Genomic DNA, 20,000 nt, shown 5'->3' with positions numbered 1-20,000 from the left:
CCCTGCCTTCGGCGGGTGCTCCGACTTCGGGCATGGCCAGCTCCCATGGTGTGACGGGCGGTGTGTACAAGGCCCGGGAACGTATTCACCGCAGCATGCTGATCTGCGATTACTAGCGATTCCGCCTTCACGCAGGCGAGTTGCAGCCTGCGATCTGAACTGAGACGCGGTTTTTGGGATTGGCTCACGCTCGCGCGCTCGCGACCCTTTGTCCGCGCCATTGTAGCACGTGTGTAGCCCAGAGCGTAAGGGGCATGCTGACTTGACGTCATCCTCACCTTCCTCCGGTTTGTCACCGGCAGTCTCCCTAGAGTGCCCAACTCAATGCTGGCAACTAGGAACAAGGGTTGCGCTCGTTGCGGGACTTAACCCAACATCTCACGACACGAGCTGACGACAGCCATGCACCACCTGTGCCCGCGCTCCCGAAGGCACCCCCACGTTTCCGCAGGGTTCGCGGCATGTCAAGCCCTGGTAAGGTTCTTCGCGTTGCATCGAATTAAACCACATGCTCCACCGCTTGTGCGGGCCCCCGTCAATTCCTTTGAGTTTCACACTTGCGTGCGTACTCCCCAGGCGGGACACTTAACGCGTTAGCTCCGACACTGACCGGGTCGATACGGCCAACGTCTAGTGTCCATCGTTTACGGCTAGGACTACTGGGGTATCTAATCCCATTCGCTCCCCTAGCTTTCGTACCTCAGCGTCAGTTGAGGCCCAGTTGCGCGCTTCCGCCTCAGGTGTTCTTCCCGATCTCTACGCATTTCACCGCTACACCGGGAATTCCCGCAACCCCTACCTCACTCTAGCCGGTCAGTTTCCAGGGCCTTCCCACAGTTGAGCTGTGGCCTTTGACCCCAGACTTGACCAGCCGCCTACGTACCCTTTACGCCCAATAATTCCGGATAACGCTTGCCTCCTCCGTCTTACCGCGGCTGCTGGCACGGAGTTAGCCGAGGCTTATTCCTGGGGTACCGTCAGCTTTCTTCCCCCAGAAAAGAGGTTTACAACCCAAGGGCCTTCCTCCCTCACGCGGTATTGCTCCGTCAGGCTTGCGCCCATTGCGGAAAATTCCCCACTGCTGCCTCCCGTAGGAGTCTGGGCCGTGTCTCAGTCCCAGTGTGGCGGGCCATCCTCTCAGACCCGCTACGGATCGTCGCCTTGGTAGGCCGTTACCCCACCAACTAGCTAATCCGACGCAGGCTCATCCTCAGGTGGATTGCTCCTTTCAGCTTCCGCCTGTATGGGGTATTAGCAGCCGTTTCCAGCTGTTGTCCCCCGCCTGAGGGTAGATTCCTACGTGTTACTCACCCGTCCGCCACTAACACCCGAAGGTGTCCGTCCGACTTGCATGTGTTAAGCATACCGCCAGCGTTCATCCTGAGCCAGGATCAAACTCTCCATGTCAATTCAAGAGCTTGTCTCTGGAAAAATGGAAACTTGACAGGGTTGAGTATGCAGCCACCAGCCGACTCAGGGAGCCTGCTGTGCTGCTTGGCGATGGTTGACTGAACGAGTTACTTGTCAAGGTTCTGGGGCGCCGGGGCTGGGTGGCCTTGTGGCGCTTTACTACCCTATCCCCACCCCCACCACCCCGTCAAGATATCCAACCCAAAGTTTTTTGAAGCCAGAAGGGATCCGGATCCACCGTTAGACTGTTGAAGTGAGCTCAGATTGGGTTAGACGGGTCTATGGGGATTGTGATTGGGGCTGTTGCTCCTGACTTTAGCTTGCCTGCGGTGGGGAAAGGGATCCAAAAGGGAGCCCAGATTTCACTGGCGGCCTACCGGGGCAAGAGCAAGGTGTTGCTGGCCTTTTACCCGGCGGATTTTTCCCCGGTATGCACGAGCGAGATGCGTTGCTTTCGGGAGGATTGGGAAGCTTTCCGGGCCGCGGGCTGCGAGATCTTGGGGATCAGCAGCGATCCCCTCTCCAGGCACCAAGCCTTTGCCGAGCAGCTTAAGCTGGAGTTTCCTTTGCTGAGCGATGTGGACAGAACCGTGAGCCAGCAGTACGGGGTGGACAGCCTGCTGGGGACGCGGCGGGCCTATTTTTTGGTGGATAGCCAAGGGATCCTACGCTACCAGCATGTGGAGTGGCTGCCCTTGTTCAAGCGAGACAACCGGGAGCTGCTGGAGGCCGTGAGGGCGATTAGCTAAACGGGGGATCCTCTGGGGTGGGCCAGAGAACCCGTTGCGGCTGTCCGGTGTCCGGCAGGGAGAGGGGAGTGTGGCCAAGGGGCTCCAGAAGCCAGCTACGCTGGGGCGGGCTCCAGTTGCCCTGGCGGGCCTCGATCTCCAGAATGAGCTGGCCATTTTGCTGTCGCAAGCGGAAGAGGGTGGTGGCCCAGGCTCCTGCTCGATGGGCGAGGGTTTCCCCGTCGTCTTCGTAGAGGGTGAAGCTGCCGTTGCCGGGGTAGAGTTTGAGGTGCGGTTGGTCACGGCGCAGGTGGGCGGTGGACGGGCAGGGGGGAGCTAAAGGCAGAACGGAGCCACCCCGCACAAACAGCGGCAGTTGTTCGAGAGGGGCAGGGACGAGAATGTAGCGGGGGCCGGTGTGGGCCTGACCTGTCCACCAATCAAACCAAGTGCCCTGGGGTAGGTAAACAGCGCGGCACCGCACGCCAGGCCGAACCACAGGGGCAGCTAGGAGGGCGGATCCCAGCATGGCTTGATCTGAGATCTCGTAGGTTTGCGGATCGTCGGGAAACTCGTAGAGAAGGGGGCGCAAGATGGGGGATCCGGTTTGGCTGGACTCCCAAAAGAGGCTGTAGAGGTAGGGCAGCAGCTGGTAACGCAACTGAATGGCCTGCCGGCAGATGGTTTCCACTTCGAGGCCAAAGCTCCAGGGCTCGTGGGGGCGGGTGCCCAGGGCGCTGTGGCCGCGCATGAGGGGGTAAAGAATTCCCATTTGCATCCAACGGGCAAACAGCTCGGGAGTGGCATTGCCACCGAAGCCGCCGATGTCCGCGCCGACAAAGCTAACTCCCGACAGGCCCAGGTTTAGGAGCATGGGCAGGGACATCTCCAGGTGTTCCCAGGAGGATTGGTTGTCGCCTGTCCAGACGGCAGCCCAGCGCTGGATCCCAGCAAAGCCGGAGCGAGTCAGCACGAAGGGGCGCCGGTTGGGGTTGAGCTGTTCCAAGCCTTCACGGGAAGCGCGTGTCATCAGCAGGCCGTACAGATTGTGAACTTCGGCGTGGGTGGTGGGTTCGTCGGGTGGGCCTTGGGGGGCATCGAGGGGGATATCGACGATCTGGCCGCCGTCTCCAAAGGGGCGGTCGTTGAGGGCCGGCTCGTTCATGTCGTTCCAGATGCCATCCACACCGGCTTGGGTGAGAACCCGTTGCCAGGATCCCCACCACTGCCGCACTCCGGGGCGCAAGAAGTCGGGAAAGAGGACTTTGCCTGGCCAAACGTAGCCATGGAAGAGGTGGCCGTCGGCGCGGCGGATAAAGAAATCCTGGGCCAAGCCCTCGTCGAAGACGGCGTAGTCGGCTTCGGGCTCGAACTTGACGCCGGGATCCACAATGGCTACCACCCGGAAGCCAGCCTCGTGGAGTTGGGCCATGAGCCGGGCCGGTTCGGGGAAGCGGCGGGGATCCCAGGTGAAGACGCGGTAGCCGCGCATGTAGTCGATATCCAAGTAAATGACGTCGCAGGGGATCTGCCGCTGGCGAAATTGCTGCGCAACGGTTTGAACCTGGGCGGCGCTGGCGTAGCTCCAGCGGCACTGTTGGTAGCCCAAGGCCCAGAGGGGAGGAAGGGGAGGCCGCCCAGTGAGTTGGGTGTAGGTCTCGAGCACCAAGGCCGGGGTGGGGCCGTAGATCAGGTAGTAATCCAGCTCGGGGGCGCGCACCTCGATGGCCCACTGCTCGGGATCGATCTGGCCCAGGTCGAACTGGCTCCAGTGGGTGCAGTGCAGGAAGAGCCCGTAGCAGAGGTTGGGGCGAAGAAACAGGGCGAAGGGAATGGCCTGGTAGAGATTGTCGCTGTGGGCGTCGTAGTTCCAGCAGTCGCGAGTCCAGTGGCTGTAGCGCCGACCCCGTTTGTTGAGCAACCCTGCCCGTTCCCCCAGGCCGTAGATGTGCTCGGCAGGGTGGAGGTGTTTGCAGAGGCGGATCCCGTCGGATCCCCAGGTAAGGCCGGAAGGGACATCGGCGCAGAACTCTTGCCCTTGAGAGTCTTGAAAACTAAACCGGATGGGATCTCGGTCGATGCGGACTTGCACCAGCGAGGTGGACAGGTGGACTTGGGCAGGGCTTTCCTGCAGTTGAAAGGAAGTCGGGGGCCACTCTTCGTCGGCTAGGGCAACATCCCAAGAACGGCGGGGCAAAAAGTCTCCGCTGGGGCCATTTGCGCTAGCGGGACGGAGTCCGAAGCGCAGCCGAAACAGGCGGGGGGTGAGGATCTGCACAGACCAGCAGCCCTGGGCACAGATGAGGTGGATCCCTCTGGAGTGGGGCTGGAGCTGCTGCAGGGATCCGCAGGTTGGCCTTTGGGGCGGGCGGGCGGGGGATTGGCCGTTCGCGCCCGCGGGATCGAGTCCCAAGATCTCGCCAGGTTCCAGCATGCTTTGGAGACAGATTGCTGCTCTCAAGGCTAGCCTATGGCCGGGAGGGGACAGGGGGTTGCCCACTCTGGTCCGCAGTGGGTTTTACCCTCATCGGTACCCATCTCCAGAAGAGCAGCGGTAATAATCGACTAGCTCAGACCCCAGAATCCATCGCGAAAACGAGGCGGCAATGGCCATGAGGATCCCGGCGAGCAAACTTCTCTCCGCGCTACTGCTTTTGGGAGGGTTGTCCGCCCCCCCTGCCGTGGTGGCCTATCCGGTCAGCCCTGAAACGGTGATGGCCCTGCAACGGGGGGAGCATGCCCAAGCCCTACCCAGAGCCAGAACAGAGCAGCGTTTTCGGGTCGTGACTCTGGCAACCGGGCTGGAGCATCCCTGGGGGATGGCCTTTCTGCCAGATGGGACAATCGTGGTAACCGAACGACCAGGCCGGCTGCGCCGGGTTACCGACCAGGGGTTGGATCCCCAGCCCATAGCCGGTGTGCCCGAGGTGTTTGCCCAGGGGCAGGGGGGCCTGCTGGACATCGCCTTGCACCCCAACCATGCAGAGAACGGCTGGATTTATCTGTCTTATGCAGCGCCTGGGCCCGGTGGGGGAGGCACGCGGGTGGCGCGAGCCCGTCTGGGGGAAGGGGGCCTACAGGATCTGGAAGTGATTTTTGATATGGAGCGCAAAACCCCTGCCCGGCAGCACTTTGGCTCCCGTTTGGTCTTTGACGAAGAAGGATTCCTCTACATCAGCACCGGAGACCGGGGAGAACGGGATCGAGCCCAAGATTTGGGGGATTCTGCCGGTAAAGTGTTGCGCATTACGGATGCGGGCGGGATCCCGGCGGACAACCCATTTGTCGGCCAAGCAGGGGCTTTGCCGGAAACTTTTACCTATGGCCACCGCAACATTCAGGGAATGGCCCGCCACCCTGAAACAGGGGCAATTTGGTCCCATGAACATGGGCCGCAGGGTGGGGACGAGATCAACATCTTGGCCCCCGGCGTCAACTACGGCTGGCCCCTAATCACCCACGGTCGAGAATATACGGGAGAACCCGTCGGCCAAGGACTGGCGGCAGCTCCCGGCTTGGCTTCCCCTCTGCTGCACTGGACGCCCTCTATCGCTCCTTCTGGCATGACTTTCTACACGGGAGAGGCTTTCCCAGAATGGCGGGGCAACCTGTTTGTGGGGGCGCTGGCCGGGCAACACTTGGCCCGTCTGGTACTGGATGGAGAGCGCGTGGTGGCAGAAGAGCGCCTGCTGGAAGGGGCGGTGGGTCGCATTCGCGATGTGCGGCAGGGGCCGGATGGCTTGCTCTACCTGTTGACCGATGCCCCCAGTGGATCCCTGCTGCGCCTGGAGCCAGCACCCTGAAGGCATCGGCTCGGAGGAGAAGAGGAGCTGCCTTGATCCCGCTTGCAACCGTCTGGCGGGACGGGGATTTTCTCCAGAGTGGGGCTGGGGAACTCAGAAGCTGAGGCTCTCCCAGGAGACGTTAATGTCTTCCAAAAGCAGCGACTTGTTGTAAATCTGCAGGATGATCAACAGGAAGACGGCAAATAGGGCCATGAAGACCGCCATCAGGGGCGTGGTGCCCCAGCCGGGAGCCACTTTACCGTATTCCGAGTTGAGGGGACGCAGCAGATCGCCCAGTTTGGTACGAATGGCCATAGGTTCTCGCTTAGAAACCGAACACGTTGACGAAGTCGAAGGTAGCAGGCTCGAAGGCGGATCCCTGGTGCTCAGCACCGCCAAAGCAGCCGCCTTTTAAAATCACGCTATCAGAATCTGGCCGAACCTTTTTGTCTTGGGCAATGAATTGTAAACTTGTGTAATACTGTAGTCGAATACTCTCAGGATCAAAGACAACGATATGGAGCCCACCTTTTCCCTGATTGTGGCGATTGCGGCAGTTACCATCTGCATCACTGCGTTTGCCATCTACACGGCCTTTGGCCCCCCTTCCAAGGACTTGCAGGATCCCTACGAGATGCACGAGGATTAAGGCCTGTCGTTGGGATATCTGGGTAAATGTCTGCTCGGTTGACCCCCCGTCTCTCCTTTCACAAGTACCAGGGGTTGGGGAACGATTTTATCTTGGTGGACAACCGCTGGCAGTCTCAACCCTGCTTGAGCCCGGAAGAGGCCGTCGCCCTTTGCAATCGCCGCTTTGGGGTAGGAGCCGATGGGGTTATCTTCCTGCTGCCGGGGCAGGAGGGGGCAGATTTCAGCATGCGCCTCTTCAACAGCGACGGTTCCGAGGCGGAGATGTGCGGCAATGGGATCCGCTGTTTGGCCCGCTTTCTGCAGGACTTGGGGATCCCAGGTCGGGATGGCGCCTACCAGATCCACACCTTGGCGGGGCGAATCGTGCCGCAGGTGCGGGCAGATGGGCTGGTCACAGTGGACATGGGGATCCCTCGCCTTTTGGCCAAGCAGATCCCCACCACCTTGGTCGAACCGGATGAGAAGGTCATTCGGCAGCCGCTTGCAGTGGCCGGGCGAGAGTGGCGGGTGACGGCGGTGAGCATGGGCAATCCCCATTGTGTGGTCTTCCTGGAAGAAGAGGGATCCCTGGAGGAGCTGGACTTGGCAGCTGTGGGCCCCCTGTTTGAGCATCATCCGGCCTTTCCTGAGCGCACCAACACCGAATTTGTGCAGGTGCTCAGCCCGACTCGTCTGCGCCTACGGGTTTGGGAGCGGGGAGCAGGGGCAACGCTGGCTTGTGGGACGGGTGCCTGTGCTGTTTTGGTGGCTGCTGTTTTGGAGGAGCGCGCAGAATCGCAAGCTACAGTAGAACTGCCGGGAGGAAATCTGGAAATTCGCTGGGATCCGAGCACACAGCACGTGTGGATGACCGGCCCTGCCCTACACGTCTTCAGCGGCACCACTGCCGGTTGAGAACTAGGCTCCCAGACCCAACAGGAGGATGGCCAGGAGGCCGAGGATCCCATAGGCAACGCTCCAGCCCTGCCGCCAGATCAGCGCCAACGCCACGCCCAACAAGACCAAGCCCAAGCCCAGGCCAAGGCGGAGAAATAGAGGGTGTACAAACTGGCTGAGGGAGCGTTTGAGCCAGGGGAAGATCACCCCCAAGGCGAAGGCCAGTCCTACGGGGATCCAATCGATCCAACCTGTCTGCTCCCAGCCCCCCAACAGGTAAAAGCCGCCCAGACAAAGGCCCAGGCAGAAAAACAGCACCCGCATGCCGGGATAGTCTTGTCGATAGTTGAAAGCAAGGCTTCGGAGCTCCTTGGGGTGGGCCAAGACCAATGGCTCTACAGCAAAGCTTTCGCTCCACTCCGGCGCTTCTTCAGTTTGTCCGCGGCACCAAAGGTAAACGTTGACCTTGCGCAACCCTTGCAGCAGAGAGGCTTCCACCGCACTGCGCACCACCTCCATCACCTGCAGGGTATCCACCACATCGCCCGGCAGCCGTTCCAGCAGCACGTTGAGAACAGGCCCCTTCAGCTCGGCTCGGCCAAACAGCCGCAAGTTGGCAAGCTTGTAATCGAGGATTTGGTTCAAGATTTTGAGCTGGCGGCGCATGGGATCCCGTAAACAGTGAACCGTCGTTCGAATGGTTGACTTCAAGCTTCAACATGACCGGTATGACCAGTCTAATGGCTTGGGCCAGAGCAGCAGAGGAGAGGCGTTGCCGGTGTGAAAGGGAAGTGGGACTATCCCATGAGGGTGCGAATGCACCGGCGAATGCTGAGGTTGGATTGCTCCAAGTCGGCAAATCCGCTCAGAAGAGTTCCCTGGCCGTCCAACAGCAACAAAACAGCCTGGCGGCGAAAATTGATCCCAGGCAAAGCTGCAGCGGCTATTTCTTGCAGCTTCTGGATGGTTGCTCCCTCAAAATCGACCGAGACATACACAAACGGAGAAACCAGGCGGGGATCCGTCGGTACACTCTCCCGGATGGCCTGCAAAACCAAGTGGCGCACCAGCAGCAGCCCCCTGCCATCCACCAGCACGATCTGGCGCAGCCGAGGGTTTTGCCCAAACTCCAGGGCCAAACTTTTGGAGAGGGCTTCCGATTGCGAGCGGGTTTGGCTGTTGGTCAAGATCAACGCTTGAATGCCCTCATACCGACTTAGGTCAAGCCGATCCCCAGAAACGCTTTCCACCTTGAGGTCAAGAGATGTTTTGGGGTTGCCGTTGCTGGGGCAGTTGCCAGCTTGGGCGGGATCGAACGCACCTTGAGAAAGCAGGGCAAGGGTGGCAAACCCCAAAGCCACAAGTCTCTTTTGAACGCAAAGCCAGCAGCGGTTAGCCGGGGCACAGCAGCAGGACAGCACTCGGTTCATGGCGGGGAGCTCTGGAGCGGGCCGGCCAAATCTTAACCGATCTTCATCTTTGGTGCTCCAAAATGCCCTCTGGGCTTCTCATCCCCATTGGGTTGGTGCCCATAATGGAAGGCAGTTTCTGGTTTGCTGGCCATGACTCACGCCTCTTTGCTGGATGCCCTCAACCCTTCTCAAAGGCAAGCGGTGCAACACTTTTGTGGCCCGCTGCTGGTGGTGGCGGGGGCAGGTTCCGGCAAGACGCGCGCCCTCACCCACCGCATTGCCTACCTGGTTCGCCACTATCGGGTGGATCCAGGAGAAATTTTGGCCGTGACCTTCACCAACAAGGCCGCCCGTGAGATGAAAGAGCGCATTGAGCAGCTCTTTGCCGAACAAGAAGCTCAAGAACAATTTGGGATCCCCTTAGAGGAATTGGAGCCGGCCCAGGCAACGCGACTAAAATCTGCTGTTTACCACCGCTGGATTAAGCCTCTTTGGATTGGCACGTTCCACAGCTTATTTGCCCAGATCCTGCGCCTGGAGATCGAAAAATATCAGGATCCCAAGGGGCGCAAGTGGACTCGCCACTTCTCGATCTTCGATGAATCAGATGCCCAATCTCTGGTGAAGGAGATTGTAACCAAGCAACTGAACTTGGATGAGCGCAAGTTTGACCCAAGGTCGGTACGCTACGCCATTAGCAATGCCAAAAACCAAGGTTGGACTCCTGCCGACCTGGAGCGCAATCAGCCCAACTTCCGTGGCCGTACCATTGCCCAAGTTTACGAAATCTATGAAGACCAACTGGCAGCCAACAATGCTCTGGACTTTGATAACTTGATTTGGATACCAGTGCAGCTTTTTCGACAAAACGAGCAGGTGTTGGCTTACTGGCACCAACGATTTCGACACATTTTGGTGGATGAATACCAAGACACCAACCGCACTCAGTATGAGTTGATTCGTCTGTTGGCCACCAACGGCGAGACCTGCAGATCTCGGTTGGATTGGAGAAACCGATCGATCTTTGTGGTGGGAGATGCCGATCAAAGCATCTATCGGTTTCGCGGGGCAGATTTTACCATTTTGCTGGAGTTTCAAGAGACCTTTGGAGATGGTCTCCCGGATGATGATACCCGCACCATGATCAAGCTGGAGGAGAACTATCGCTCTACAGCTACCATTCTGCAGGCAGCTAACGCTCTCATCGAGAAAAATACAGAGCGCATTGATAAAGTTCTCAGGCCAACCCGTCAGCAAGGAAATCCGATTCTTCTTCATCAGGCGGATGATGAGATTGCAGAGGCCGAGTTTGTCGTTAATACCATCCGACGATTACACGGCCAAAATGCCAATGCTTTTTCCTGGGGAGATTTTGCCATTCTCTACCGCACCAACGCTCAATCCCGTCCTTTTGAAGAGGTCTTGCTGCGGTGGGGGATCCCTTACACCGTGGTGGGCGGACTGCGATTTTACGACCGCAAAGAAATTAAGGATGTCCTAGCCTATTTACGGGTTGTGGCCAACCCTGCCGACTCCTTTAGCCTGCTGCGAATTATTAACGTGCCGCGCCGTGGCATTGGCAAATCCACCCTGGACAAGCTGACCGAAGCGGCGGCTGCTCTCAACGTGCCTTTGTGGGCAATTCTCAGCGACGAAACCTCTGTAAGTAGCTTGGCGGGCCGTTCGGCTAAGCCTGTCATTCAGTTTGCTCAGTTGATTCAGCACTGGCATCGACAGGCTTCTCAAACCTCAGCCGCCACCCTTATCGAAGGGCTGCTGCGGGATTCCGGTTATTTGGAGGATCTCAAGGCGCAGGGTACAGACGAAGCCGAAGAAAGAGTAGCCAACGTGATGGAACTTTACAATGCCGCTCGCCAATTCGAGGAAGAACAGGAGGATCCCAGCCTTGAGGCTTTTTTGAGCAATGTGTCTTTGGCTTCCGACTTGGACAACCTTCAGGAAGGCGCTGAGAAAGTTTCGCTAATGACGTTGCACTCTTCCAAAGGTTTGGAGTTTCCTGTTGTGTTCTTGGTGGGGGTAGAGCAGGGTCTGTTTCCCAATTTCCGGGCTTTGGAGGATCCCGCTGCTTTGGAAGAAGAGCGACGCCTTTGCTACGTGGGCATTACCCGTGCCCGTGAGCAGTTGTATATCAGCCACGCCAGGGAAAGGATGCTCTACGGCAACCGCGAACCAGCTATTCCTTCGGTATTTTTAAGTGAACTGCCCCAAGAGTTAATAATCGAATTCGACGGACGCGGAGCCGTTTCTCGACAGCTCTCCCACGGCAGTGGACTGTCCCTTTCAGATGCACCCAAGGCCAGGCCCAATCGCCGCCAAAGCCGTTCAGAACAGTGGGCGATTGGAGATCGTTTGCAACATCCCCAATTCGGACAAGGCCAGATTACCCATGTGTTCGGCAGTGGTGAACGGGTCACGATTGCGGTGAGGTTTCCCGCTATCGGTCAACAGAAAATCTTGGATCCCCGTATCGATCCTATTCAAAAGCTTAGCTAGGCGGCTGAACTCGGAAGGGCTCCAGCGATGAAGAGAGGCAAAGGGAAGTGCTGTAGAAGTCCGTAGCTCATTCGAGATTGCCTTGCCGTTGACGTCGTTGGTGATCCCTTGCTTTATATGTGTTTGCTTTATATGTGTTGCTGCACGACGGGGAAAGCAAAACCTCAGCTCCCCCTTTCCCTGATTTGACCGTTGCCCAACCCTCGACCTTACCTCTGCCCCCTCGTCACTAATTGCTTGTAATTGCTTGACTACCCGGTCTTGGGATCCCTCGCCGGGCTTAACCCAGTCGGCTGGGACTGAGTTGTCTCGGCTCTGTCCGGTACCAGGCGCAGGGGCGGGCCAAAGCGGCCAACCGCTACAGTGTTGTTCAGGGCCGGGATCTGGCGGATGGATCCCTGGCGTAGGCAGCGGTGTAGACGGCGCAGCAGGAAGAGGTCGGCTTCGGAGCACTCCTCTCGAAATAGCCTTACGTTAAGTTCGTGTTCCTGAGCAGCGGTGAGCAAACCGGTCATCATGGCGGTTTGAATGATCTGCTGCACGGTTATGGTTGTCGCTTCATCCATAGGTTTAGGCGATTGGATGGAGACCTTTTGCTGCTCTTATTCTCGACAAATCCCTCTGATATTGACTCCGCCAAATAGCGGATTCGGTATGCGCGCACTTTGTCTTCTTTCTCGGTGCTCGGAAATAGGGCTTTCCAGATACCCATTGACCTTCTGAGCCATCCGGATTCCGTGTAGGCGAAAAGCTTGAAATCTTTGTGTCACAAGCCTTTCTAATCGAAGTGGGAGCAGAGCCAACAATTGGATACGTAGGGATCCCATCCTCACTGCAGTACAAAATTAGACTCAACAATGAGTTGATTGAACTGGCCAAAGCGGTGCTGATCCCATGATTTTCCGGGCTGTTGTTTGAGTCTGTGAACAGATATCTGTGGCAATACGGAACTGAGAAGCGATGTTCGTCACCGACAAATGGCGTAGGGTTGCTCGGCTTTTTGTCTGTACCTTGTCGGCAACGCAGGCATAGAGGATGAGCACCAGCTTTGTGTTAGTGTGGGGGCATTCTGTAGTGGCGATTGGCCGTGTCGGAAACTCCACAAACAGTCGGCTGTGCTGCCCCTCTGGGCTGCTGTGGCTGCGGCTGTCTGGGCCTACTGGCGGTGCTGGGCTTGGGGCTGGCGGGGGCAGGGATCCTGATCTGGAATGGGATCCGTGCCTCAGGAGCCTATCGCACCTACCAATTGGCGGTGGAGCAGCTCAAACAAAATGCTGTGGTGGTGGAACGTCTGGGGGAACCCTTGAGGCCGGGATGGCCCTCGCGGCTGCGTTTTCAGGAAGATGAGGAAGCCGGTTGGGTGTGTCTGTTCTTTTTGATTACAGGGGCCCAGCGCACCGGCGATGTGGTGGTGGAATCGGAGCGGGGCATGGCCGGCTCGGCATGGCAGTTGCGCCATCTGCAAGTGAAAGTTGACGGGGATCCGCAGGCCATTCAGGTCATCGAGGGGGAATCTCGGTGTGAAAAGGAAGAGTCGGATGGAGAAGCCCTGCCCCTGCAGCCAGAAGGCGACATCTAGGTAGCCGGATATGCTCAGCCGCGGGTAGAGTCAAAAGGACTCCGTCCCGCTGACGCGAACGGTTGTGGCCTTGTTGGATCCCTATGCGGTCGCTCCCTTACCTGCGCTTGCTGCTGCTGTTGGCGCTGTTGGCCTCGTTCACCGGGCTGATCGTCTGGCTGATCCAATCGTTTCTCGATCTGTACTACGCCACCCGCTACCACCCGATTTTGGGGGGGCTGTTGATTGGGGTGCTGGTGCTGCTGCTGCTGGTGTTTTTGGCCGCTGCCATCTACTACTTGTTTCTGTTTCGCCAACCCGCCCCCAGCAGGAGACCCCCTGCCTTGCCGGAGACGGCTTTGGAAAAGCGGAAAGCGGCGCAACAGAACTTGGCTCAACTGGAGGCGCAGCTAGCGCAAATCCAGGATGAAGTGGCGCGGGCAGCGCTGGCGGAGCGGTCGGCTCTGCTGGCCCAACAGTTGGCCCAGCCCCAGCTGAAGGTGGTGGTCTTCGGCACTGGGTCGGCGGGCAAGACTTCTTTGGTCAACGCGCTGCTGGGGCGGCGGGCGGGGGCGGTGGCGGCCACTCTGGGCACCACCCAGGCGGTGGCTTGTTACGATTGGAACTTGCCTGGGATCCCGCAGCCGGTGCAGATCCTGGATTGCCCCGGCATTTTGGAGATCGGCCCGGCAGGGGTGATGCGGGAACAGGAGGCGCAAGCCCAAGCCCAAGCTGCCGATCTGCTGCTGGTGGTGGTGGATGGGGATCTGCGCCAGTCAGAGGTGGATCCCTTGCGCCGGTTGATCGCCCTGGGCAAGCGGGCCTTGCTGATCCTGAACAAAGCGGATCGCTACACCTCAGAAGAACGGCAGATCCTCTTGCAACGCCTGCGGGAGCGGGTCTACCCCCTGATCCCACCTCAGGATGTGTTGATAGCTGCCGCTGCTCCAGCCCCTGTGCGGGTGGGATCCCAAACCTGGCGACCGGAGCCGGAGGTGGCGGCGGTGCGGGATCGCGTGCAGGCGGTGCTCTATGCCGAGGGGGGATCCCTGGCCTTGGACAATGCCCTGCTGCAATCGCAACAGTTGGGGGAAGAGGCCAAACGGATTCTCCAAGCCCAACTGCGCCGGCAGGCGGAGGAGGTGATCGATCGCTTTCAGTGGATTGTTACAGGAGTGGTGTTCGCCAACCCCATCCCGGCGGTGGATCTGCTGGCCATTGCCGCCATCAACGCCCAGATGGTGGTGGAACTGGGAGCCCTTTACGGCTGCAAAATGAACCTGCAGCAGGGGCGGGAGCTGGCCTTGTCTCTGGCCAAAACCCTAGCGGGCTTGGGCTTGGTGGAAGGAGCGATCCAACTGACCACGGGGATCTTGGCCACCGTTGCCGAAGTGAGCGTCGTCGGTTTTCTGGCGACAGCCCCCATTCAGGCAGCCAGTGCTGGCTATCTCACCCGCATTGCCGGCAAGAGCTTCATTGAGTATTTCCAGCACAACCAAAGCTGGGGCGAAGGGGGGATGCAGGCGGTGGTCAAAGCCCAGGTGCAAAATACCCAAAAATCCGGTTGGCTCAAAGAGTTTGTCCGCGAGGCTTCCCGGCGCATCTTCCGAAATGGGATGGCCAACCCAAGGGATCCCTAATGGCCGCTCAGGGCAATATCCGTCGGCATGAAGGCCAGCTTCAGCTAGAAATCGCAGGAGCCCCGCACTGTACCCGTAGGGTCAGTGCCGGGAGGAATGCGCTTTGATGAAGTACAATGAACTTATGAGCCAAGTCCTGACCGTCTCCTGTAAGCTCAAGGCGTCCCAGTCGCAAGCCGCCAAATTGGACGCGACGATGGAGGCTTTTGGCCAAGCCTTGAACTGGGTCAACCAGAACACGCCGGAGAAGATCGTCAACGCGGTCAAACTGCAATCCCTTTGCTACTACGAGATTCGAGCCCGGTTCGGCTTGTCCAGTAACTTGGCAAGGACTACGTCCCGCTTACGCGACCAACAGGTGTGCAGACGGGTGGCAGGCGCTCGCAAAGTGGCGAGACAGCGCAACCGTCCGGTTAAAGAGTTCAAGCGTAGGTTCGTTACCTACGACGCACGTATCTTTTCATTCCGCGAGAAAGACTGGACGGTGTCGCTGACCACGGTGGAAGGGAGAGAACGCTTTGAGCTAGCCATTGGTAACTACCAGAGGGGAATGCTGGCTGGCTCTAACCCCAAATCGGCCACCCTGGTCAAGCGCAAAGATGGCTCCTACTACATCCAGATTTGCGTAGAGAAAAAACCACCCAAGCAACAAGATACCGACAAGGTGATCGGGGTGGACTTTGGGAGGACAGATATTGCCCATACGTCAGAGGGGGACAACTGGAATGGACAGCAGTTGAGCAGAGTCCGAGAGCGCTACTCCCGGTTGAGGGCGGTACTCCAACGCAAAGCCAGTAAGGGCACACGCAGTTCGCGGCGCAGATGCAGAGAACTGTTGCAACGGCTGTCTGGCAAGGAGAGACGCTTTCAAGTGTGGGTCAATCATCGCATCTCTAAAGCTATTGTCTCTAGAGCAAAAGCTACCAACAGCGCTATCGCCCTGGAAGACCTGACAGGGATCCGGGAAAGGGTCAATCAACAACCCCGCAGCAAAGCCGAAAGGCGCAGGGCCAACAGTTGGGCGTTCTACCAACTGAGGCAGTTTCTGGAATACAAGGCGAGGGCTGCAGGGGTTTCTCTGATTCTTGTGCCGCCTGCTTACACGTCGCAGACCTGTCAGCGGTGCTTACACATCCACCCTGAGCAGGGCAAGTCCTACCGCAGTGGCAAGTCGTTCAAGTGTGGGCACTGTGGATGGGAAGGAGATGCGGACTTGAATGGTGCGAATGTGATTGCGCTTTTGGGGGCTGTCGTAAACCAGCCTAGAGGTCCGGGCTTGTTTTGTTCTCTGGTAGAGCAGAGCAGGCTCAGGGCTACTGAAAGCCCGCTCCGTACCGCTTAGCGGTCGGAGCCGGGTAGTTTACTGCCGGCCCAGTGTCCCAATCCGCCAAGCCATGCATGCACTTCGACCATTGAATGAAGGCGGCAGGATAGATATAGGCCAAACTGGGATCCTGCAAAACCTCTTTGGGCAGTGGAGAGGCCGACTTCAGCACTGCCAACAGAGCCGGCGGCTTGTGGAGAATCACGCGCGTGGCCTCAATCTGCTCTGGGGAAACCCTAAACTTGGTGGCGATAAACGGGATCACTGCTGGAAATGGCCATCACCCAACACCAACCTCGCCTGTAGAGGTAGGTTGCCCCCAAGCCGAGGGACTGGCCTCAGGGATCCTACGGAGACCGGAAAAGGAGGGATGAACATTGGCGAGGATGGCCGTGGGCGGGCCTGGGATCCCCTTGCTTGGGGCCGCTGCTCCCCGTTATTCTAGTAAAGCTGAAAAATCTGGGGAAACAGTGAGCCGTGGCTAAAAAGAGCATGATCGAGCGGGAGAAAAAGCGCCAACGCTTGGTCGAGAAGTATCGGGAGAAGCGCCAACAACTGAAAGCGGCCATGGCCGATCCCAACATCGACCAGGCCACCCGCATGGAGCTGCACGCCCAACTGCAAAAACTCCCTCGGGCCAGCTCGCCCACACGCCTGCGCAACCGCTGCTGGAAAACCGGGCGTCCCCGGGGTTACTTCCGCGATTTCGGCCTGTGCCGCAACAGCCTGCGGGAAATGGCCCACAGAGGCTTATTGCCAGGTGTGGTCAAGTCTAGCTGGTAGTTGCCTGGCCTTCGCCGCTTGGTTATGCAGCCAAAACACCCTTTTGAGAGATCCTGAGTGGGCCTGCAACCTTTTCAGCTCTGTGACGAAGATCTCACCCCTGCAGTGGCAAAGGCCCTGGCCGGGGAACCTTACCTGGCCGTGGATACAGAAACAATGGGGCTGATCCCGCAGCGGGACAGGCTTTGCGTGGTGCAAATCGCCAACTCCGCCGGTGAGGTGGTGCTGTTGCGGCTGAGCCGCGGGGTAAAGCAGGCCCCCTTTTTGGCGCAGCTGCTGATGGCTCCAAGCATTGAGAAGATCTTCCACTACGCCCGCTTTGACCTGGCGATGCTGCGCTATCACCTGGGGATCCGGGCGTGGCCCGTCTTTTGCACCAAAATTGCCAGCAAACTGGCCCGCACCTACACCAGCAAACACAGCCTCAAAGATGTGGTGAGCGAGCTGTGCGGGGTCGAACTCAACAAAGCTGCCCAAAGCTCCGACTGGGGGGCCGTCCACGCGCTATCCGCCGAACAGCTGGAATATGCCGCCAACGATGTTCGCTATTTGATCCCGGTGCGCCACAAGTTGGCGGAGATGTTACGGCGGGAAGAACGCTGGGAGTTGGCGCAGCAGTGTTTCCAACATTTGCCTACTTTGGTAGAGCTGGATCTGTTGGGCTTCAGTAACGTCTTCGAACATCAGTAGGCGGGGCTTTACTTGATAGACAGTCACTGTCTTCGATGACCGGGCCCTCAGGGATCCCCCCTCTCCCGAAGCTGAAAATGGGGATACGTCACCGGCGCATAAAGTATCTGCCAACACAGTTGGCCGCCCTTCTCTTTGATGTAGTGAGGATGGGGCTGGTTGTACCAATGGGCTTCTCGAGATAAACCGGCTTGCAGCCCCCATCGCTCCGGCCATCATCTGTCCAGATCAAGGGGAGTAACCCTCACTTGGGCCACTATGAAAATCATTGGAGTTGAGTCAATGTTGGAGTCGCAGAGGGTGGTTCAAAGGGGGTTATCTTCCCCCGCTGTTTCGGGCAAGCCCGTTCTGGAGTTGCGCCACGTCTCGCTGCAGTACCCCACCAAGGGATCCCCAGTCACGATCATCCGCGACGTCAGCTTTTCTGTTGCCCACTCGGAGTTTGTCTCCATTGTTGGGCCGAGCGGCTGTGGCAAGACTTCTCTTTTGAAGATGATGGCCGGCCTGAACACTGACCATGGCGGCACCCTCTACTTTCAGTTGCAGCCCATCGCCGGCCCCCTGAAGAGTGTGGGCATGGCCTTTCAAAACCCGGTGCTGCTGCCCTGGCGCACAACCCTGGAGAACGTGTTGCTGCCGTTGGAGGTGGTAGAGCCCTACAAGCGCACCTTCAAGCAAAACCTGGCCCAGCACGAGAAGTCGGCGCTGGAGCTGCTGGCCACCGTAGGCTTGGAGGGTTTTCAGAAAGCCTATCCTTGGCAGCTTTCTGGGGGAATGCGGCAGCGGGCTTCCCTGTGCCGCGCTTTGATCCATCAGCCGGAGCTGTTGTTGTTGGACGAACCTTTTGCCGCTTTGGATGCCTTTACCCGCGAGGATATGTGGGAAATGTTGCAGCGGCTGTGGCTGCGCACCGGCTGCACCGCCATTTTGATCACTCACGATTTGCGGGAGGCGGTTTTCCTCTCCGATACCATTTATGTGATGGGGCCACGGCCTAGCGAGATCATCTTTTCCCTCAAAGTGGATCTGCCCCGTCCACGCCCGCTGGAGATCTGCCTGACGGACGAGTTTCACCGCTTGGTCTCGGAAGTGCGCCAGCACATTCGGCGCAGCTATTAGGCCAAAGAGCCCTTGATCCAAAAAATCTGGAAAGGTTTGCTGGACAGGTTACCGCGCATCTCTGCCGAGGGATCCCATGAAAAAATCATTTGACCGATTTTTGCAGACCCAAACGGCTTCTGTGGTCTTGCCGGGCTTCACCTTGTTTTTGACCCTTGTGCTCTGGCAGGTGGGGGTGGGGCTGTTCAACGTTCCTCGCTTCATTCTGCCGGCGCCCACCCAGATCCTCGCAGCCATGAACCAGTGGAGCCCGGTGATTCTGCGCCACTCCCTAACCACCCTCACTTCGACGCTGCTGGCCTTTGCGCTGGCTTTAGTGGGGGGGATATTGCTGGGATCGATCATCGGCAGCTCCCGCCTGGCCCATCTGTGTTTGTACCCGCTGCTGGTGGGGTTTAACACCATCCCGAAGGTGGCTTTGGTGCCGCTGCTGGCGATTTGGTTTGGCTTGGGCCTGATCCCGGCGGTGATCACGGCCTTTTTGCTGGCCTTTTTCCCTATTGCAGTCAATGTGGCGGTGGGGCTGGAGACGGTGGAAGCCGAAATGCGGGATGTGCTGCGCTCGTTGGGGGCCAGCTCTTGGGAGATTTTCACCAAGGTGGGGCTACCCCACAGCATGCCCTACCTGTTTGCCTCGTTGAAGGTGGCCATCTCCTTTGCTTTTGTCGGCTCGGTGATCTCGGAGACGGTGGCTTCCAACCAGGGGCTGGGCTACCTGATCGTGTCGGCCAGTTCTTCTTTTGATGTGCCTTTGGCCTTTGCGGGTTTGGCTGCCCTCGGCCTCATGGGTGTCTTGCTCTACACCTTTTTCGCGGCTCTGGAGCGCTATGTCCTGTCCTGGCGACAGTAGCATCTCTCCCCAGGGAGCCAACCCCTGCCTGAGCTAGCCCAGGTCTGGAAAGGTGGCTCGCACCGCCGGGTGGATGAGCTTGCCTGCCCTGACGTTTAGCCCTTTGGCCAAGGCCGGGTCTTGTTCCAAAGCAGCGGCCAGGCCAAGGTTGGCCAGCTTGAGGATGTAGGGGAGAGTGGCGTTGACCAGCGCTTGGGTCGAAGTCCAGGGGACAGCCCCCGGCATGTTGGGAACGCCGTAGTGCAACACCCCGTGGGCTTCGTAAACCGGCTGGGCATGGGTGGTAACCCGTGTGGTAGCAATGCACCCCCCCTGATCCACCGCCACATCCACAATGAGGGAGCGAGGACGCATTTGGGCCACCAACTCTTCTCCCACCAAGACCGGCGCCCGCCTTCCCGGCACCAACACTGCCCCCACCAGCAGGTCGGCCTCGCGAACACACTCTTCCACGCTTTGGGCCGTGCTGTAGAGCAGCTCCACACGGGATCCAAAGAGCAGCTCCAGCTCGTTCAGCCGCTGCAGGTTGATGTCCAAAATCTGCACCCGCGCCCCCAAGCCTACGGCCATTTTGGCCGCCTCGGTGCCCACCGTGCCTCCGCCCAAGATCACCACCCGTCCCGGCGATACCCCTGGGATCCCGCCCAGCAACACCTTTAT

Annotated in this window: 19 protein-coding genes and 1 rRNA gene (1 of these 20 running past the window's edge); 12 read left to right on the top strand and 8 right to left on the bottom strand. The window is 58.7% G+C overall.

Going from position 1 to position 20,000, the window contains the following annotated elements; all coding sequences use genetic code 11:
• Positions 1-1,407, bottom strand: a 16S ribosomal RNA gene (locus tag NW805_RS08565); it reaches 66 nt to the left of the window's first position.
• Between the two features lie 284 nt (positions 1,408-1,691).
• Here NW805_RS08565 and NW805_RS08560 point away from each other — a divergent pair.
• The gene (locus tag NW805_RS08560) at positions 1,692-2,159 is read left to right on the top strand and encodes a peroxiredoxin family protein (RefSeq protein WP_011432999.1); all 468 of its coding nucleotides are present in this window, start codon (positions 1,692-1,694) and stop codon (positions 2,157-2,159) included.
• On the opposite strand, the gene NW805_RS08555 is transcribed toward NW805_RS08560, so the two are convergent.
• Positions 2,152-4,551 carry a glycoside hydrolase family 31 protein gene (locus NW805_RS08555; RefSeq protein ID WP_414422244.1) on the bottom strand — a complete coding sequence of 800 codons (2,400 nt, stop codon included), beginning with the start codon at positions 4,549-4,551 and terminating at the stop codon, positions 2,152-2,154. The two genes, NW805_RS08560 and NW805_RS08555, sit on opposite strands and share 8 nt — an antisense overlap.
• A 250-nt stretch (positions 4,552-4,801) precedes the next feature.
• On the opposite strand from NW805_RS08555, the gene NW805_RS08550 reads away from it, so the two are divergent.
• Positions 4,802-5,941, top strand: coding sequence for a PQQ-dependent sugar dehydrogenase (locus NW805_RS08550; protein WP_414422243.1), 1,140 nt, complete (start codon positions 4,802-4,804; stop codon positions 5,939-5,941).
• A 93-nt stretch (positions 5,942-6,034) separates the two neighbouring features.
• Here the strand turns inward: NW805_RS08550 and psbH are convergent, their stop codons facing one another.
• The gene (psbH, locus tag NW805_RS08545) at positions 6,035-6,238 is read right to left on the bottom strand and encodes a photosystem II reaction center phosphoprotein PsbH (RefSeq protein WP_414331336.1); all 204 of its coding nucleotides are present in this window, start codon (positions 6,236-6,238) and stop codon (positions 6,035-6,037) included.
• A gap of 202 nt (positions 6,239-6,440) precedes the next feature.
• Here psbH and psbN point away from each other — a divergent pair, with 202 nt between their 5' ends.
• On the top strand, positions 6,441-6,572 hold the full coding sequence (gene psbN, locus NW805_RS08540; RefSeq protein WP_011432995.1) for a photosystem II reaction center protein PsbN: 132 nt from the start codon (positions 6,441-6,443) through the stop codon (positions 6,570-6,572).
• Between the two features lie 26 nt (positions 6,573-6,598).
• Complete coding sequence (gene dapF / locus NW805_RS08535) at positions 6,599-7,468, top strand: diaminopimelate epimerase (protein ID WP_041436430.1); 870 nt, start codon at positions 6,599-6,601, stop codon at positions 7,466-7,468.
• A 3-nt stretch (positions 7,469-7,471) separates the two neighbouring features.
• Here dapF and NW805_RS08530 read toward each other — a convergent pair whose 3' ends face one another.
• Both NW805_RS08530 and NW805_RS08525 read right to left on the bottom strand, forming a co-directional pair.
• Positions 7,472-8,161 (bottom strand): hypothetical protein, encoded by a 690-nt coding sequence (locus tag NW805_RS08530; protein WP_414422242.1) that lies wholly within the window; start codon positions 8,159-8,161, stop codon positions 7,472-7,474.
• An 86-nt stretch (positions 8,162-8,247) separates the two neighbouring features.
• Positions 8,248-8,880, bottom strand: a complete 633-nt coding sequence (locus NW805_RS08525; protein WP_414331728.1) for a hypothetical protein — start codon at positions 8,878-8,880, stop codon at positions 8,248-8,250.
• A 132-nt stretch (positions 8,881-9,012) separates the two neighbouring features.
• Here NW805_RS08525 and pcrA point away from each other — a divergent pair, with 132 nt between their 5' ends.
• Entirely contained in the window at positions 9,013-11,376 is a 2,364-nt protein-coding gene (gene pcrA, locus NW805_RS08520; RefSeq protein ID WP_414422241.1) for a DNA helicase PcrA, read from the top strand.
• A gap of 251 nt (positions 11,377-11,627) precedes the next feature.
• Here pcrA and NW805_RS08515 read toward each other — a convergent pair whose 3' ends face one another.
• Entirely contained in the window at positions 11,628-11,942 is a 315-nt protein-coding gene (locus tag NW805_RS08515) for a hypothetical protein (RefSeq protein ID WP_414422240.1), read from the bottom strand.
• A gap of 521 nt (positions 11,943-12,463) precedes the next feature.
• Between NW805_RS08515 and NW805_RS08510 the strand changes: the two genes are divergently transcribed.
• The 3 genes from NW805_RS08510 (at position 12,464) to NW805_RS08500 (ending at position 15,916) form a co-directional block, all read left to right on the top strand.
• Entirely contained in the window at positions 12,464-12,955 is a 492-nt protein-coding gene (locus NW805_RS08510) for a cytochrome c oxidase assembly factor Coa1 family protein (RefSeq protein ID WP_414350770.1), read from the top strand.
• 83 nt (positions 12,956-13,038) lie between these two features.
• Positions 13,039-14,574: a YcjF family protein gene (locus tag NW805_RS08505; protein ID WP_414422239.1), complete on the top strand. Its 1,536-nt coding sequence runs from the start codon at positions 13,039-13,041 to the stop codon at positions 14,572-14,574.
• 124 nt (positions 14,575-14,698) lie between these two features.
• Entirely contained in the window at positions 14,699-15,916 is a 1,218-nt protein-coding gene (locus tag NW805_RS08500; RefSeq protein ID WP_414422299.1) for an RNA-guided endonuclease InsQ/TnpB family protein, read from the top strand.
• Here NW805_RS08500 and NW805_RS08495 read toward each other — a convergent pair.
• Entirely contained in the window at positions 15,888-16,163 is a 276-nt protein-coding gene (locus NW805_RS08495) for a hypothetical protein (RefSeq protein ID WP_414422238.1), read from the bottom strand. The genes NW805_RS08500 and NW805_RS08495 overlap by 29 nt on opposite strands.
• 212 nt (positions 16,164-16,375) lie before the next feature.
• On the opposite strand from NW805_RS08495, the gene rpsN reads away from it, so the two are divergent.
• The 4 genes from rpsN (at position 16,376) to NW805_RS08475 (ending at position 19,340) form a co-directional block, all read left to right on the top strand.
• A complete protein-coding gene (gene rpsN, locus NW805_RS08490) occupies positions 16,376-16,681 on the top strand; it encodes a 30S ribosomal protein S14 (protein WP_011432985.1) in 306 nt (101 codons plus the stop codon).
• Between the two features lie 57 nt (positions 16,682-16,738).
• On the top strand, positions 16,739-17,371 hold the full coding sequence (locus tag NW805_RS08485) for a ribonuclease D (RefSeq protein WP_414422237.1): 633 nt from the start codon (positions 16,739-16,741) through the stop codon (positions 17,369-17,371).
• A 282-nt stretch (positions 17,372-17,653) separates the two neighbouring features.
• Positions 17,654-18,490 (top strand): ABC transporter ATP-binding protein, encoded by an 837-nt coding sequence (locus tag NW805_RS08480; RefSeq protein WP_414422236.1) that lies wholly within the window; start codon positions 17,654-17,656, stop codon positions 18,488-18,490.
• 76 nt (positions 18,491-18,566) lie between these two features.
• Positions 18,567-19,340 carry an ABC transporter permease gene (locus tag NW805_RS08475; RefSeq protein WP_414422235.1) on the top strand — a complete coding sequence of 258 codons (774 nt, stop codon included), beginning with the start codon at positions 18,567-18,569 and terminating at the stop codon, positions 19,338-19,340.
• Positions 19,341-19,373: 33 nt separating this feature from the next.
• Here the strand turns inward: NW805_RS08475 and NW805_RS08470 are convergent.
• A partial coding sequence (locus tag NW805_RS08470; RefSeq protein WP_414422234.1) for an alanine dehydrogenase occupies positions 19,374-20,000 on the bottom strand: 627 nt, incomplete at its 5' end.

The organism is Synechococcus sp. W60.1 (assembly GCF_047461575.1).
Lineage (GTDB): Bacteria > Cyanobacteriota > Cyanobacteriia > Thermostichales > Thermostichaceae > Thermostichus.
This window is presented reverse-complemented; position numbering and strand designations above follow the sequence as displayed.